Annotated in this window: 16 protein-coding genes; 1 reads left to right on the top strand and 15 read right to left on the bottom strand. The window is 37.7% G+C overall.

Going from position 1 to position 13,082, the window contains the following annotated elements; genetic code table 11:
* Nucleotides 1–31 precede the first annotated feature (31 nt).
* The 13 genes from menG to ACGLXV_RS13200 all read right to left on the bottom strand — a co-directional run bounded on the left by menG (nt 32) and on the right by ACGLXV_RS13200 (nt 10,531).
* Nucleotides 32–733: a demethylmenaquinone methyltransferase gene (gene menG / locus ACGLXV_RS13260; protein WP_119708949.1), complete on the bottom strand. Its 702-nt coding sequence runs from the start codon at nt 731–733 to the stop codon at nt 32–34.
* Between the two features lie 5 nt (nt 734–738).
* Nucleotides 739–1,557: a heptaprenyl diphosphate synthase component 1 gene (locus ACGLXV_RS13255; RefSeq protein WP_119710645.1), complete on the bottom strand. Its 819-nt coding sequence runs from the start codon at nt 1,555–1,557 to the stop codon at nt 739–741.
* Between the two features lie 151 nt (nt 1,558–1,708).
* A complete protein-coding gene (gene mtrB, locus ACGLXV_RS13250) occupies nt 1,709–1,948 on the bottom strand; it encodes a trp RNA-binding attenuation protein MtrB (protein WP_066047579.1) in 240 nt (79 codons plus the stop codon).
* Between the two features lie 64 nt (nt 1,949–2,012).
* A complete protein-coding gene (folE, locus tag ACGLXV_RS13245) occupies nt 2,013–2,579 on the bottom strand; it encodes a GTP cyclohydrolase I FolE (protein ID WP_119708951.1) in 567 nt (188 codons plus the stop codon).
* A 202-nt stretch (nt 2,580–2,781) separates the two neighbouring features.
* Nucleotides 2,782–3,054, bottom strand: a complete 273-nt coding sequence (locus tag ACGLXV_RS13240; RefSeq protein ID WP_066047575.1) for an HU family DNA-binding protein — start codon at nt 3,052–3,054, stop codon at nt 2,782–2,784.
* Nucleotides 3,055–3,398: 344 nt separating this feature from the next.
* Nucleotides 3,399–4,877: a stage IV sporulation protein A gene (spoIVA, locus tag ACGLXV_RS13235; protein ID WP_119708952.1), complete on the bottom strand. Its 1,479-nt coding sequence runs from the start codon at nt 4,875–4,877 to the stop codon at nt 3,399–3,401.
* A gap of 189 nt (nt 4,878–5,066) precedes the next feature.
* Entirely contained in the window at nt 5,067–5,774 is a 708-nt protein-coding gene (locus tag ACGLXV_RS13230; protein WP_391559001.1) for a hypothetical protein, read from the bottom strand.
* A gap of 38 nt (nt 5,775–5,812) precedes the next feature.
* Nucleotides 5,813–6,013 (bottom strand): DUF2768 domain-containing protein, encoded by a 201-nt coding sequence (locus ACGLXV_RS13225; RefSeq protein WP_391559000.1) that lies wholly within the window; start codon nt 6,011–6,013, stop codon nt 5,813–5,815.
* 228 nt (nt 6,014–6,241) lie between these two features.
* Nucleotides 6,242–7,294, bottom strand: coding sequence for an NAD(P)H-dependent glycerol-3-phosphate dehydrogenase (locus tag ACGLXV_RS13220; protein ID WP_391558999.1), 1,053 nt, complete (start codon nt 7,292–7,294; stop codon nt 6,242–6,244).
* A gap of 18 nt (nt 7,295–7,312) precedes the next feature.
* Nucleotides 7,313–8,623 (bottom strand): ribosome biogenesis GTPase Der, encoded by a 1,311-nt coding sequence (der, locus tag ACGLXV_RS13215; RefSeq protein ID WP_119708955.1) that lies wholly within the window; start codon nt 8,621–8,623, stop codon nt 7,313–7,315.
* Nucleotides 8,624–8,849: 226 nt separating this feature from the next.
* Complete coding sequence (locus ACGLXV_RS13210) at nt 8,850–9,035, bottom strand: capping complex subunit for YIEGIA (RefSeq protein WP_391558998.1); 186 nt, start codon at nt 9,033–9,035, stop codon at nt 8,850–8,852.
* Nucleotides 9,036–9,047: 12 nt separating this feature from the next.
* The gene (locus tag ACGLXV_RS13205; protein WP_391558997.1) at nt 9,048–9,926 is read right to left on the bottom strand and encodes a YIEGIA family protein; all 879 of its coding nucleotides are present in this window, start codon (nt 9,924–9,926) and stop codon (nt 9,048–9,050) included.
* Nucleotides 9,923–10,531 carry a YphA family membrane protein gene (locus tag ACGLXV_RS13200; protein ID WP_391558996.1) on the bottom strand — a complete coding sequence of 203 codons (609 nt, stop codon included), beginning with the start codon at nt 10,529–10,531 and terminating at the stop codon, nt 9,923–9,925. Before ACGLXV_RS13200 ends, ACGLXV_RS13205 begins: the two co-directional genes overlap by 4 nt.
* A gap of 105 nt (nt 10,532–10,636) precedes the next feature.
* On the opposite strand from ACGLXV_RS13200, the gene ACGLXV_RS13195 reads away from it, so the two are divergent.
* Complete coding sequence (locus tag ACGLXV_RS13195) at nt 10,637–10,780, top strand: YpzI family protein (RefSeq protein ID WP_119708959.1); 144 nt, start codon at nt 10,637–10,639, stop codon at nt 10,778–10,780.
* A gap of 27 nt (nt 10,781–10,807) precedes the next feature.
* On the opposite strand, the gene fni is transcribed toward ACGLXV_RS13195, so the two are convergent.
* Both fni and rpsA read right to left on the bottom strand, forming a co-directional pair.
* Nucleotides 10,808–11,857 (bottom strand): type 2 isopentenyl-diphosphate Delta-isomerase, encoded by a 1,050-nt coding sequence (gene fni, locus ACGLXV_RS13190; RefSeq protein ID WP_391558995.1) that lies wholly within the window; start codon nt 11,855–11,857, stop codon nt 10,808–10,810.
* Between the two features lie 12 nt (nt 11,858–11,869).
* The gene (rpsA, locus tag ACGLXV_RS13185; RefSeq protein WP_119708961.1) at nt 11,870–13,006 is read right to left on the bottom strand and encodes a 30S ribosomal protein S1; all 1,137 of its coding nucleotides are present in this window, start codon (nt 13,004–13,006) and stop codon (nt 11,870–11,872) included.
* Between the last annotated feature and the right edge of the window lie 76 nt (nt 13,007–13,082).

Raw genomic sequence — 13,082 nt, 5'->3', positions numbered from 1 at the left:
CACCTAGCCTAACCTGTACATGAAGATTATTTTATTTATGACCAAAATGAACAGCAGCTGCCCCGCCACTGTATGGCTTATATGTGACGTCCTTAAAACCAGCTTGTTTGAATAAACCAGCGAGTTCTTTTACGCCTGGAAAATCTCTAGCTGATTCTTGTAACCAGGAATATTCTCTATAGCTTTTTGCAAACACCCTACCAAACAATGGCATAATAAATCGAAAATAAAAATAGTATAACTGTCGATAGCCTATCAATGTTGGTTGTGATGTTTCAAGACATACTGCAATTCCGCCCGGCTTTAAAATTCGATTCATTTCTTTTAGTACTTGAAGATAGTCTGGTACATTTCTTAACCCAAATCCAATGGTAACATAATCAAATGAATGGTCAGGAAACGGAAGCTCCATGGCATTACCATGGATAAGCGTTACTTGGTTGAGATTGGCCTCAGTAACTTTTTGTTTTCCCACATTAAGCATATTTTGACTAAAGTCTAGTCCTACCACTTCTCCAGTAGGTCCTACAGCCTCTGCAAGAGCGATGGTCCAATCGGCCGTTCCACAACAAACATCTAGTGCCTTTTTTCCTTTTTGTACATTCATCCTTTTCATCGTATCTTCTCTCCATTTAGTATGGAGTTTAAAACTAATAACAGAATTCATTTTATCGTAGTTATCAGAGATCTTTTCAAAAACGTTATGAACTCGTTCTTCTTTCGACTGATGCATGCTTGTTACCCTTCTTCCACAAATGTTTTTGCCATCGTTTTTTGGTTGATAATGGATATGATTCGAGAATCTAACAGCTCATTTATTCGAGGAAGCCCTTTTTTAGCCTTTTCTAATAATTGCTTAGAAAACTCTATATATCGGTCACAAATTAATATTAAATAGTTTTGTTGCTCAAAAGACAGGTCTTTAAGTGAACCGTTATGTTTTGGAAAAATAAGAGTATGAAGAGCGTCAAATACAATCGAAGATTTCTTTTGTACAAAGTCTTCCTTTTCCTTACTAAGGCGCTTTATAAATAATAAATTTTCAACAATGTCATTCCATCCATCTAAACGAAAATACTCGGTAAATTGATCAATGAGAGATGATTCAATCAACTTCACATTATTCATCAATGTATCAATTTCTGAAAAGTCTTTTTGATATACAATTATTTTTTTATCATTGATTGTTTTTATTCCTTGAGCTAGCATTCGAATGGCATGCACATCATTACAATCTGCGAGCAGTTTATAATATAATCCACTATAATAAACACCAGCTAATACCGTTAATTGCCGCTGCTTTAATACCTCATTATTCGCACGAGTGTTGGTTACTTGTTCATGAGTATCAAGGGCTACTTGAAGCAACATGGTCGTTATAGAATAATTCTCCAACTCTTTATTAGATAACTTACATTGATCCAAAATCGAAATAAGCAACAAAAGCTTATCTTCGTCTAACACTGGTGTATTTATATATTGGAACATATAGGGGTGAAGGAGCCTTTCCTCTACTTTTTCCTTCACATCGGCTATTTTTCTTTGAAAGTCTCCCACAATTATCACCCTTGTATCCCCAAATTCTGTATATGTATTGTGATTAGCCTCATTATTTCGTATGAGCATTACTGCATATGTACGATTTACAACTCATTAAAGGCAGAGACAATTATAACACAAATGCCTACCAAATGGACATGAATCGCATTTATTTCCCTTTTGTTTCGCTCTCAACCTCTCCATAAGAGGTAATAATTTTAGCATTTCCGCGAATTTTTATAGCTGATGTGTGTTCAGTAAACTGAGCAATCATCACTTCGCCTTTATCCAGTTTCTCTGAGTGATGAAATTTTGTATCAGTGCCTCTTGTTAAACCGATTACATTAACACCATCTTCTATTGCTTTTATAACGATATAATCACTTGTTAACGAATTTTTTTGGTCCATTATTTCTCGCTCCCTTCATTTTGTATGAAAGGGCTAACCGTTATGTAGCCCCTTCTATAATGTTTTAGTATTTAATTAGGGAAAGTACCTCAGCTCTTGCGGTTGCGTCCTCCGCAAGCGTTCCTCGGACTGCTTGGGTTACGGTTTTTGCACCAGGCTTTTTCACTCCACGCATCGTCATACACATATGCTCTGCTTCAACAACGACCATGGCACCATGTGGCTCCAGCTTCTCCATAATCGCGTCAACAACTGTGGAAGTAATTCTTTCTTGCAACTGAGGACGTTTAGCTACTGCTTCAACAGCACGAGCTAGCTTACTTAAACCTGTCACACGACCATTTCTTGGTATATAAGCTACATGAGCAACACCATAAAAAGGAACAAGATGATGTTCACACATGGAGTAAAATGGAATATCCTTCACAAGGACAATCTCTTCATGGTCCTCACTAAATACTGTTTCGAAATATTCTTTTGGATCTTGATTCAATCCTGAGAATACTTCCTCGTACATTTTCGCTACTCGTTTAGGCGTATCCAACACACCCTCACGATTTGGATCTTCACCTACGGCTTCTAATATAAGACGCACCGCTTCCTCTATTTGGGTACGATTAACTTCTGACATACTAAATTCCTCCTACTGCAATGAGTTCCCTCTGTTTTTTCATATCATGCCAACTATACTTATACATATTAGCACAATCAATTTCTTTCTAGCAAAGTAGAAGGTTCTTTTAATGTGCCACAAAAGAGCTGAAAAAATAGAAAAAGGATCACGTATAAACGAGATCCTTTTCTATAACATAAACATATATCGATTTATGTAATTATTTTACAGCATCTTTAAGTGCTTTTCCTGGTTTGAAAGCAGGAACCTTGCTAGCAGAGATTTCGATCTCTTCACCAGTTTGTGGGTTACGTCCTTTACGAGCTGCACGCTCACGAACTTCGAAGTTCCCAAATCCGATTAATTGAACTTTATCACCGTTTTTAAGTGCTTCAAGAATTGAATCGAAAACTGCGTCAACTGCCTTAGTAGCGTCCTTTTTAGAAAGTTCACTCGCTTCAGCAACTGCGTTGATTAGTTCTGTCTTGTTCATGCCTTTCACCTCCTCCCAAAATGGTATATTCAGTTAGTGAAAACGTTCTTATCTTCATTAGTAAACAATTTAGTTGAATTCTATACGTAATTGAAGCTGTTTTCTCTGACATGCCTTATATTAAATGATGAAAACTAATTTTTCAACGTTTTTTTTAAGAAAAACCTTTATTTATAAGGCTTTGACGGCATATCGTACTAATTCTGTTAAAAGATTATCATAATAAATTGGGGTTATCAAGAATTTTCGCTAATTTATGGTAGTATTTTCGGGGTTTTTGATGAATTTTGTCGTGAATTTAATAAAATCAAACAAAAAAAGACTCCCATATAGGAGTCCATGCATTATAAGATTATAGCAATTAATCCACCAGAACCTTCGTTGATGATTCTTTCTAGTGTTTCTTTAAGTTTATATCTTGCGTTTTCAGGCATTAGTGATAATTTAGCTTGAATTCCTTCACGAACGATTGAGCTTAGGCTTCTTCCGAAAATATCAGAGTTCCAGATAGACAGTGGATCGTCCTCAAAATCCTGCATTAAGTATCGAACCAATTCTTCACTTTGCTTCTCTGTACCGATAATCGGAGCAAATTCGGACTCTACATCCACTTTAATCATATGAATGGATGGCGCTACCGCTTTTAAGCGTACACCAAAGCGTGGTCCTTGGCGGATAATTTCAGGCTCATCCAAGCTCATATCAGCAAGTGACGGCGCGGCAATTCCATAACCTGTTTGCTTTACCATCTTAAGTGCATCAGAGATTTGATCATATTCTTGCTTCGCATGAGCAAAGTCTTGCATTAGCTCTAACAAATGATCTTTTCCTCTTATTTCTACTCCGACAATTTCTTTTAAAATGTCATCGTATAAATCGTCTGGCGCATAAAGGTCGATCTCAGCAATTCCTTGACCCATCTCAATTCCAGCAAGCCCTGCACGATCAATAAATTCATAATCACTAAATTGACTAACGACTCTGTCAACATCTCTTAATCTCTTAATATCTTTAACTGTGTCTTTCACAGCTTCCTGATAGCTTTCTCTTAACCAGTGATCCTCTCTAAGTACCATGACCCAGCTTGGAAGATTCACGTTTACTTCTAGCACAGGGAATTCATAAAGTGCTTCACGCATTACGTTCATGACGTCACCTTCGCGCATTCCTTCCACACTCATTGCCAATACAGGAATATCGTATTTCTCAGAAAGCTCTGTACGTAATTTTTCCGTATTAGGATGATAAGGTTGTACGCTGTTAATAACCATAATGAACGGTTTGCCAACCTCTTTTAATTCATTGATTACTCTTTCCTCAGCTTCTAAGTATGCAGAGCGCGGAATTTCTCCAATGGTACCATCTGTAGTAATAACCACACCAATTGTTGAGTGCTCTTGAATAACCTTCCTTGTTCCAATTTCAGCTGCTTCATGGAACGGAATAGGTTCCTCATACCAAGGCGTATTAATCATTCTTGGTCCATTTTCGTCTTCATAACCCTTCGCACCTGGAACCGTATAACCAACACAGTCAACTAAGCGGATATTCACATCCAACCCGTCGTCAACATGTATGCTTGCAGCCTGATTTGGTACAAATTTTGGTTCAGTTGTCATAATCGTTTTCCCGGCAGCACTTTGAGGCAATTCATCTTGGGTGCGAGCTCGATCTGATTCATTTGCCATGTTTGGAATGACAACTAGCTCCATAAACTTCTTAATAAAGGTTGATTTTCCTGTTCTTACTGCTCCTACGACTCCTAAATATATATCGCCGCCCGTTCTTTCGGCAATATCTTTAAAAATATCTACCTTTTCCAAGTGATCCCCTCCTGAAATCAATGAGATAGTGGGATAAAATAACCCTAATGTATAGACAATATATGTGTATGACGTTGTCCTACAACGTTATGACAGTTTTTATAATTTTTTTTGCCTAACTGTTATAGTCCATACAAATATAAAAAAACCTCTCTCCTACATTGTATTTCTGTAAGAAAGAGGTTATGACTAATCCACTAAAAAGATAGGTTCTTTTGTTTCTTCATCCATTGTATACGGCAGTGAAAAGGCAGGCACAAACAATGAATTCTGCAATAAACAGTCGCGAATATCCTCTCCTGCTGCCTTCCTACAACTTCCACTTTGCATTGCTTGATATAGGTCACTTCTGTAATCTACAAATACTTCTCCACTTCCAGTTATAACAAAAGAAAGATTTTGACTCGTATATGGGCTAACAACAAATGGTTCTTCCTCATAACCTATTTTCTCGAAATCCATTGTGTATACCCCTTTTGTTATTTCTTCTTTGTATGGAGGGTATTTTTGCAAACTAATTAAAAGATTAATATCTTTAATTTTTTCCGCCATTCGTAAATCAAAAATCTTTACCGTTGGATTTTCCTCAACGTCAACTAGTACGTATTGAAATACACCTCCGGATTCATAAGCATTTCCAGGTGGTTCTGCTAAATACTTCGGACTGATTCTGTTAAAATCAATCGGATACTTTTCATAAATAGGAGTGTCCATTTCCTTTGTCTTTATAGGTAATATACCACCATTGTCCTCTTGAAATTGCTTAACCGCAGATTGAACCGCTTGAACTTGATCTTCGTACGGTATTTGGTTTTGAGCTAACTCTTCCTGCGGATACATGCAGCCCGTCAACACCATTATAACGATGGACAATAACAATAATACTTGGCCTTTCATACACTCAACCCTTTTAACCTATGTATTTTCCATTTCACTTAACTTGTTGGTCCCGATAGTACGACAAAAAAAATGATTAATCCGGAAAGAATCATTAAAAAATAGGCAACAATAGCTGTTATTGCTTTTAAAATTTTGTTAGATAACTTAAATCTGCTTAAATAAATTAAAATAATGGAAATAAACATAAAGCCCATCCCCGCCAAGGAGATCCACATTTTCATTAGTGACGGTGACATTTGTAACTCCCTCCCTTTGCCTAAAATATTATATCATAATTGTCCCAATGCTTGCCTTATTCGTTTTTTAGATCGAAAAAAAGCTAAAGCAAAGGAGGGGCGTCACTTTACTTTAGCTCGTAAGACTAAATATACATACTCCCTGTTCATTTTACCAGGTTTGCTTCGTTGCATTGTATGCAATTCTCTATGTAAACGCATCATTGAAAGGCCCATTTTTGAAAATATTTATTCCAATCCCTTTTCAACAAGTACATTTGCAAGATCTTCCATCTCATGAGTTTTTACACGTGTCATGAGCAAATCAACTTCATCCTTGGGTTTTGCATGGTTAAATAGAACATTGTATAACGCCGTTGTAATCGGCATCTTCACACCGTACTTTTCCGCTAATTGATAAGCGGCTTTGGTGGTTCGAACACCCTCTACTACCATTCCCATGTTTTCCAGCACTTCATCTAAATTTTGGCCTTTGCCGAGCAAATTTCCAGCTCTCCAGTTTCTTGAGTGAACACTTGTAGAAGTAACGATTAAATCACCAATCCCTGTTAAGCCAGAAAATGTTAGCGGACTTGCACCCATTTTTGTACCTAAACGAGCAATTTCCGCAAGCCCCCTAGTTATTAAGGCTGCCTTTGCATTATCCCCATATCCTAACCCGTCGGTGATACCGGCAGCTAACGCAATAATATTCTTTAATGCGCCACCCACTTCTACTCCGATAATATCAGGATTTGTGTATACACGGAAATGTTGGTTAATAAATAAATCCTGCACACGTTCAGCCGCTTCCATGCTCTTGGATGAGACAGTCACTGTTGTTGGTTGACGAAGACTCACCTCTTCGGCGTGGCTCGGTCCAGATAATACAACCACATCCTGTAAAAGATGCTCTGGCATTTCGTCTTCAATCATCTCTGAGATGCGCATAAGTGTATCTGGTTCAATCCCTTTACTAACATGGACAATGGTTAGCGGATTTTCAACGAATGGTACCATCTTTTTTATCACTTCACGAATGGCCTTAGTTGGTACAGCTAAAATGATGGTCTTTACTTCTTTTAAAACCTCTTCAAGAGAGTCGTAACCAACAATTGTTTCCGGAAGTATAATCTCAGGTAAATACTTCTTATTTGTGTGAGTCGTATTTATCTCATTAATTTGATCACGATTATGTCCCCATAATCTTACCTCATGATCGTTGTCAGCTAACACTAGCGATAGAGCGGTTCCCCAGCTTCCCGCTCCAATTACAGCAATTTTTTCTTTTTGGATTTGCATAGCATCACAACCTTTTACTTATTTTCTTTCTCTAGCAAAGATTTTGATAGGAGTTCCTTCAAACCCGAAAGCTTCTCTTATACGATTTTCTATAAATCGCTGATATGAGAAATGCATAAGCTCTGGATCATTGACAAAGACAACAAAAGTAGGCGGCTTGACTGAAACTTGAGTCGTATAATAAATTTTCAGACGCTTTCCATTGTCTGTTGGTGTAGGGTTCATTGCTACAGCGTCCATAATAATATCATTTAACACACTTGTGTCCACACGCATCGAATGGTTTTCACTCGCCTTGTTTATCATTGGAATCAATGTATGAATTCTCTTTTTTGTTTTAGCAGATAGGAACACAATTGGAGCATAGTCTAGGAATAAGAAATGTGCACGTATTTTTTCCTCGAATTCCTTCATCGTCTTTTCATCTTTTTCCACTGCATCCCATTTATTCACGACAATCACAATAGCTCGTCCTGCTTCATGGGCATACCCAGCTATCTTTTTATCCTGTTCTATGATTCCCTCTTCTGCGTTAATAACAACTAAAACGACGTCGGAACGTTCTATAGCACGTAGCGCACGAAGCACACTATACTTTTCTGTTGTTTCATACACTTTTCCTCTTTTTCTCATACCTGCCGTATCGATAATGACGTAGCGTTCTCCATTTACGGTTACCATTGAGTCTATCGCATCTCTTGTTGTACCAGCGATATCACTTACGATTACTCGCTCTTCTCCAAGCATCGCATTGACAAGTGATGATTTCCCTACATTTGGTCGACCTATTAGTGAAAACTTAATCACGTCGTCATCATAGTCATTCTCGTCCTTGCTTGGAAAATGCTTAGCTGCTGCGTCTAAAAGATCGCCAAGACCTAGTCCATGTGAACCTGAGATGGGGTATGGCTCTCCAAACCCTAAGGCATAAAAATCGTAAATTAGATCTCTCATTTCTGGGTTATCAATTTTATTTACTGCAAGGACCACTGGTTTTTTCGCACGATAAAGAATTTTTGCTACTTCTTCGTCTGCAGAGGTAACTCCCTCTCTGCCGTTTGTTAAGAAAATAATTACGTCTGCTTCCCTGATCGCAATTTCTGCTTGTTGACGAATCTGTTCTAAAAATGGTTCGTCTCCGATATCAATTCCACCGGTATCGATAATGTTGAAATCATGACTAAGCCACTCAGCAGAACTATAAATTCGATCTCGAGTAACGCCAGGTATATCTTCAACAATCGAGATCCGCTCACCAACTATTCTATTAAAGATTGTAGACTTCCCAACGTTAGGACGACCTACAATCGCTATTACAGGTTTTACCATTTTTTTCATCCTTTCTAAAATAATAAAAGAGATATCAACAATTATTCAAACAATGTATAAGCAAAGTTATGTATCCGTGCAAGAACCGTTGAAATTACAAACATCTCATTTAATTATGGTGTAAATCAGCATTTAGTAAAGAAACCCTTCTACAAACAGAAGGGTCTAACTTTATTATATTATCAAAGTGGTCATGTACTAGCAAACAAAATCAGAAGAAACCACTTTAATGTTTTACAATGATGTACACTTCATCAGTAAGAGAATGTGCAATTCCATCCAAAATTGCTTCTAGATTCGTCGTGATTTTTTCCATCTCCTCTTTATCATCACAATGAAAAACCGCTACCCCACATGGGACTTTTTTAGGATTCGTCGTAATTGCAGCAAGGATAAATTTTTCAATATCCATTTTATCTCTCCTCTAGTTTTTTCTCTCTCTCTCTTTAGGCATTCGGATTGCATTTTCTAAAGTTGGAACCTTTTCAATTATTTTCTTCGCCTTCTCAATATCATTTTCTTGCGGAAGAATAAATACCCCCACTCTCCCATCATCTAGGTCTCTTTTTGCCAAGGGAACGAGAGCTGGTGTACCAGAATCTCGATACACTCCTAATGCATTGGATACATCATGCAGAATAGCCTGACGCTGCCCAAGATTCGCAATTGTCGCTCTTGCGTTAAAATTTTTCGGTTTAAGGATAAACCCCATCCCATAGCTTAGTACTTCCTTTTGTCTTTCCGGTAGACCAATGTTCATAATATAAATATTGTCCACATACAAGCCTGGACCATCAAAACGAGGTTCAAAGTACTCTACTTCAACAATATCCCCAAGCCTGCCTCCAGACATTAGTTTGGTAGAAATGAAAATGGCAATGACTGCTGCAACGATCCCACCCCAAATATTAAATAGGAGAAATCCAAGCGTACATAGAAAGGAAGTAAAAATCACCAAATAATTCCTACTTTCAAAAGCTATGGCAATGCCTTCAATATACGTTTTTCCTCGTGGTACTAATTCATAGTTATCCAATTCATTTAATGTATTTCTTTCCATATTTCTCACATCTCTAAATTGTGAGGCAGCCAAAGTTAAAAAGGTGATGGCAGTAAACTCTTCCTCAAGTATAGATGGTATGGCAACAGTTCCAAGTCCTGCAGCGATAAACCCTAAAGCCACGTGAATGATTTTCCCGTGAAGGTAAGTGGGATACTGTCGATAATCCGTACGTAGCATATAAATTCTTGTTGCTGTTCCAACAACCACTCCAAATAAAATAGGATAAGTGTACTCACTCACGATTGTCTTCCTCTCCCCTTTTCTAGTTGATAAACATGTCCTTCAAACAGGCTAGTTAGCTTTTCAAAACCGCTCCATGCCAAAATGAGACAAACGGATATGGAAATAACATCTAAAAACTGAAGTGACCCGATTGGAATTTCCATTGAATAAACATTCAACACTAGAGAATACACTAATTCTCCATGGATACTCCCAAAAATAAGCGCAATCACTCGTTTAAAAACCTCATTATGCATCATAATGGTCATATACGTTAATACGACGGCAAACATCCAATTTCTATCAAGGATTAACCAAACAGGATCAAAAAGCTCAAATAATTGAAAACTGCCATAGGCAAGCATAAGAATAAATGACGTGATCAAAAAGTAAACCATTGATTTTCCTTTCATTTTCCCAATCTCATAATAGGTTAGGATTAAAAAGAAAATTGAAACAACAGACACTTCTAGCCCAAACAAGTGTATGGATTGAGAAGACAAAATAATTGAAAATAATATGATGACTGTGTACTTCACTCGTTTCGGATTCGTTTTACTCATAAAAAAGGTCGTACAAATCCAAAGAGCCCAAAATGTCCAATAAAAGAATATTCCTTCCATGTCACCCCTCCTATCATCTCCATTATGGCTTTTCAGTATGTACTTTAACCGTAAGATGTATAAACTTTCAAAAATGATTCATGTTAATTAGGAGGAGGTGGGATCATGGGTAAAGATCGTCAACAAAGCAAATTAAAAGCAAGTGGTCGTGTTGAGTCCGATCGAGATCAAGAGTTGGAGAAAAAAGGGGCAACCAAACTCTCCAGCCCAGAAGAGGCTAGAGAGCTAAATAATAATAAAAGATATTAATGAAAAAAGCTCCCTTATCCGGGAGCTTTATCGATTACTATAGATTTTTGTGTTTATTCCTCGTTCATTAAGCCAATGATGAGTTTTTCCCTCGATTACCAAAGGGGCCTTCTGAAGATCCTTAATAGTTCTTGCGCCAAGAGCGGTCAGCATAAACCCAATTTCCATCTTGATTTCTTCAATTTCTGTAATACTTGCCTCTACTCCTTCATCTAAAAGGATTTGGAGCAAATACCCCGCTAACCCTGTTGCGGATGCTCCTAAAGACAATGCCTTAACTACGTCTAAGCTAGACTGTATGCCACCTGAACCTAATACAGTTAAGTCGGGGAAACTGGATTTTACCTCTGTAATGGAAGCAACTGTAGGAATTCCCCATGAGTTAAAAAACGACAGCATTCGATTTCGTCTTTCATTTTCGATTTTGGCAAAGTTTGTCCCGCCAAAACCACCGACATCGACAATAGAAACCCCCACTTGAGTGAGTTTCCTTGCTGTTTCACGACTCATGCCAAAACCAACCTCTTTGACAATGACAGGTACAGGTAATTTTTTTACTATATCTTCAATGCGCCATAGTGCACCAGTAAAATCACGATCTCCCTCTGGCATAGTTAGTTCTTGAATCGTGTTTACGTGGATTTGGAGCGCATTTGCTTCTAGCATATCAACCGCTTGGAGCGCTTGATCCACTGATGCTTCACTACCTAAATTTGCGAATATCAATCCATTCGGATTTTCTTTTCTAACAATTTTATAAGTGTCTATCTCACTGGGGTTCTTTATTGATGACATCTGTGAGCCAACTGCCATTGCAACTTTTGTTTCCTTTGCGACAAGGGCTAGCTGTCCATTTATTTCTTCTGTTCGTATTCCACCACCGCCAGTCATGGCATTGATAAAAAGAGGCGAACTCAAAGAAAGTTCGCCAATCATAGTATCAAGACTCACTTGCTCAGTCGAAGAGTCTGGCAAGCTTTGGTGAATAAACGTAATATCATCAAAACCAGTATCTCTAGTTTGCCCTGTGGAAAGAGCAAATTGTATATGATCCCATTTTCGTTTCGATCTAGTCAATGATTATCACCATTATCTCTTTAAATTCTTCAGTTGATCTCCAATCATTTCACCTAACTGAAAGCCTTTTGATTCTTCAGGAAGTTCATAATCCTTTACTTCTTCTTCCTTTTCAGCTAGTTCTTTCATGCTTAGAGAAAGTCTTTGTTCTTGCTCATTTACATCAAGAACCTTCACTTTCACTGATTCATTTTCCTTTAATACTTCATGTGGAGTGGCAATATGCTTATGGGAAATTTGTGAAATATGAACTAACCCTTCTACTCCTGGGAACACTTCAACAAAAGCTCCATAAGAAACAAGGCGTTTTACAACCCCTTCTAAAGTGGTTCCTTTTGCTGCTTTTTCAGAAATATTAGCCCATGGTCCAGGTAATGTTTCTTTTATCGATAAAGAAATCCGCTCATTATCACGGTCAACACTAAGCACTTTTACTTGAACTTGCTGTCCCTCTTGAACAACATCAGTCGGCTTAACAACATGCTCATGAGACAGCTGAGAAATGTGAACCAATCCATCAATTCCACCAATATCTACAAATGCACCAAAATCAGTAATTCTTTGTACGGTACCTGAAAGAACCTGACCAGGAGCTAATGAATCTAAAATATTTTTCTTTTGTTTTCCTTTTTCAAGCTCAATTACGGCACGATGAGAAAGGATTAGACGATTCTTCTCCTTGTCTAGTTCTACTATTTTAAATGCCAATGTTTTACCCTTATAATCAGAGAAATCTTCAACAAAGTGTGCTTCCACTAAAGAAGCAGGAACAAAACCTCTTACTCCAAGATCGACTACAAGTCCGCCTTTTACAACATCTTTAATTTCAGCATCAAATACTTCACCAGATTCAAACTTTTGCTCAAGCTCTTGCCATGCATTTTCAGCATCTACTTTACGCTTTGAAAGAATCAAGGCATCTTCTTCTACCTTTAGGACTTCTAATTCAAGCTGGTCACCTTCATTAACCGCATCGCTTGCTTTTTCAATGTGCAGACTTGATAACTCACTAATTGGAATAATTCCATCAAGCTTGCTGTTTGGGATTGAGATAATAACCTGTTTTTCCTCCACCTTTGTTACTTGTCCGCTTACTTTGTCACCCACTTGAAAATCCATAACTTCCACTTGATTCATTTCTTCAGACATATGTACTCCTCCTTAATCCATTGACTGCTCCATTTTTATAAAAAGTGATGTTTGCATCACCGTTGAAACAATACTT

The sequence above is a fragment of the Robertmurraya sp. genome (assembly GCF_036676585.1).
Classification (GTDB): domain Bacteria; phylum Bacillota; class Bacilli; order Bacillales; family Cytobacillaceae; genus Robertmurraya_A.
This window is presented reverse-complemented; position numbering and strand designations above follow the sequence as displayed.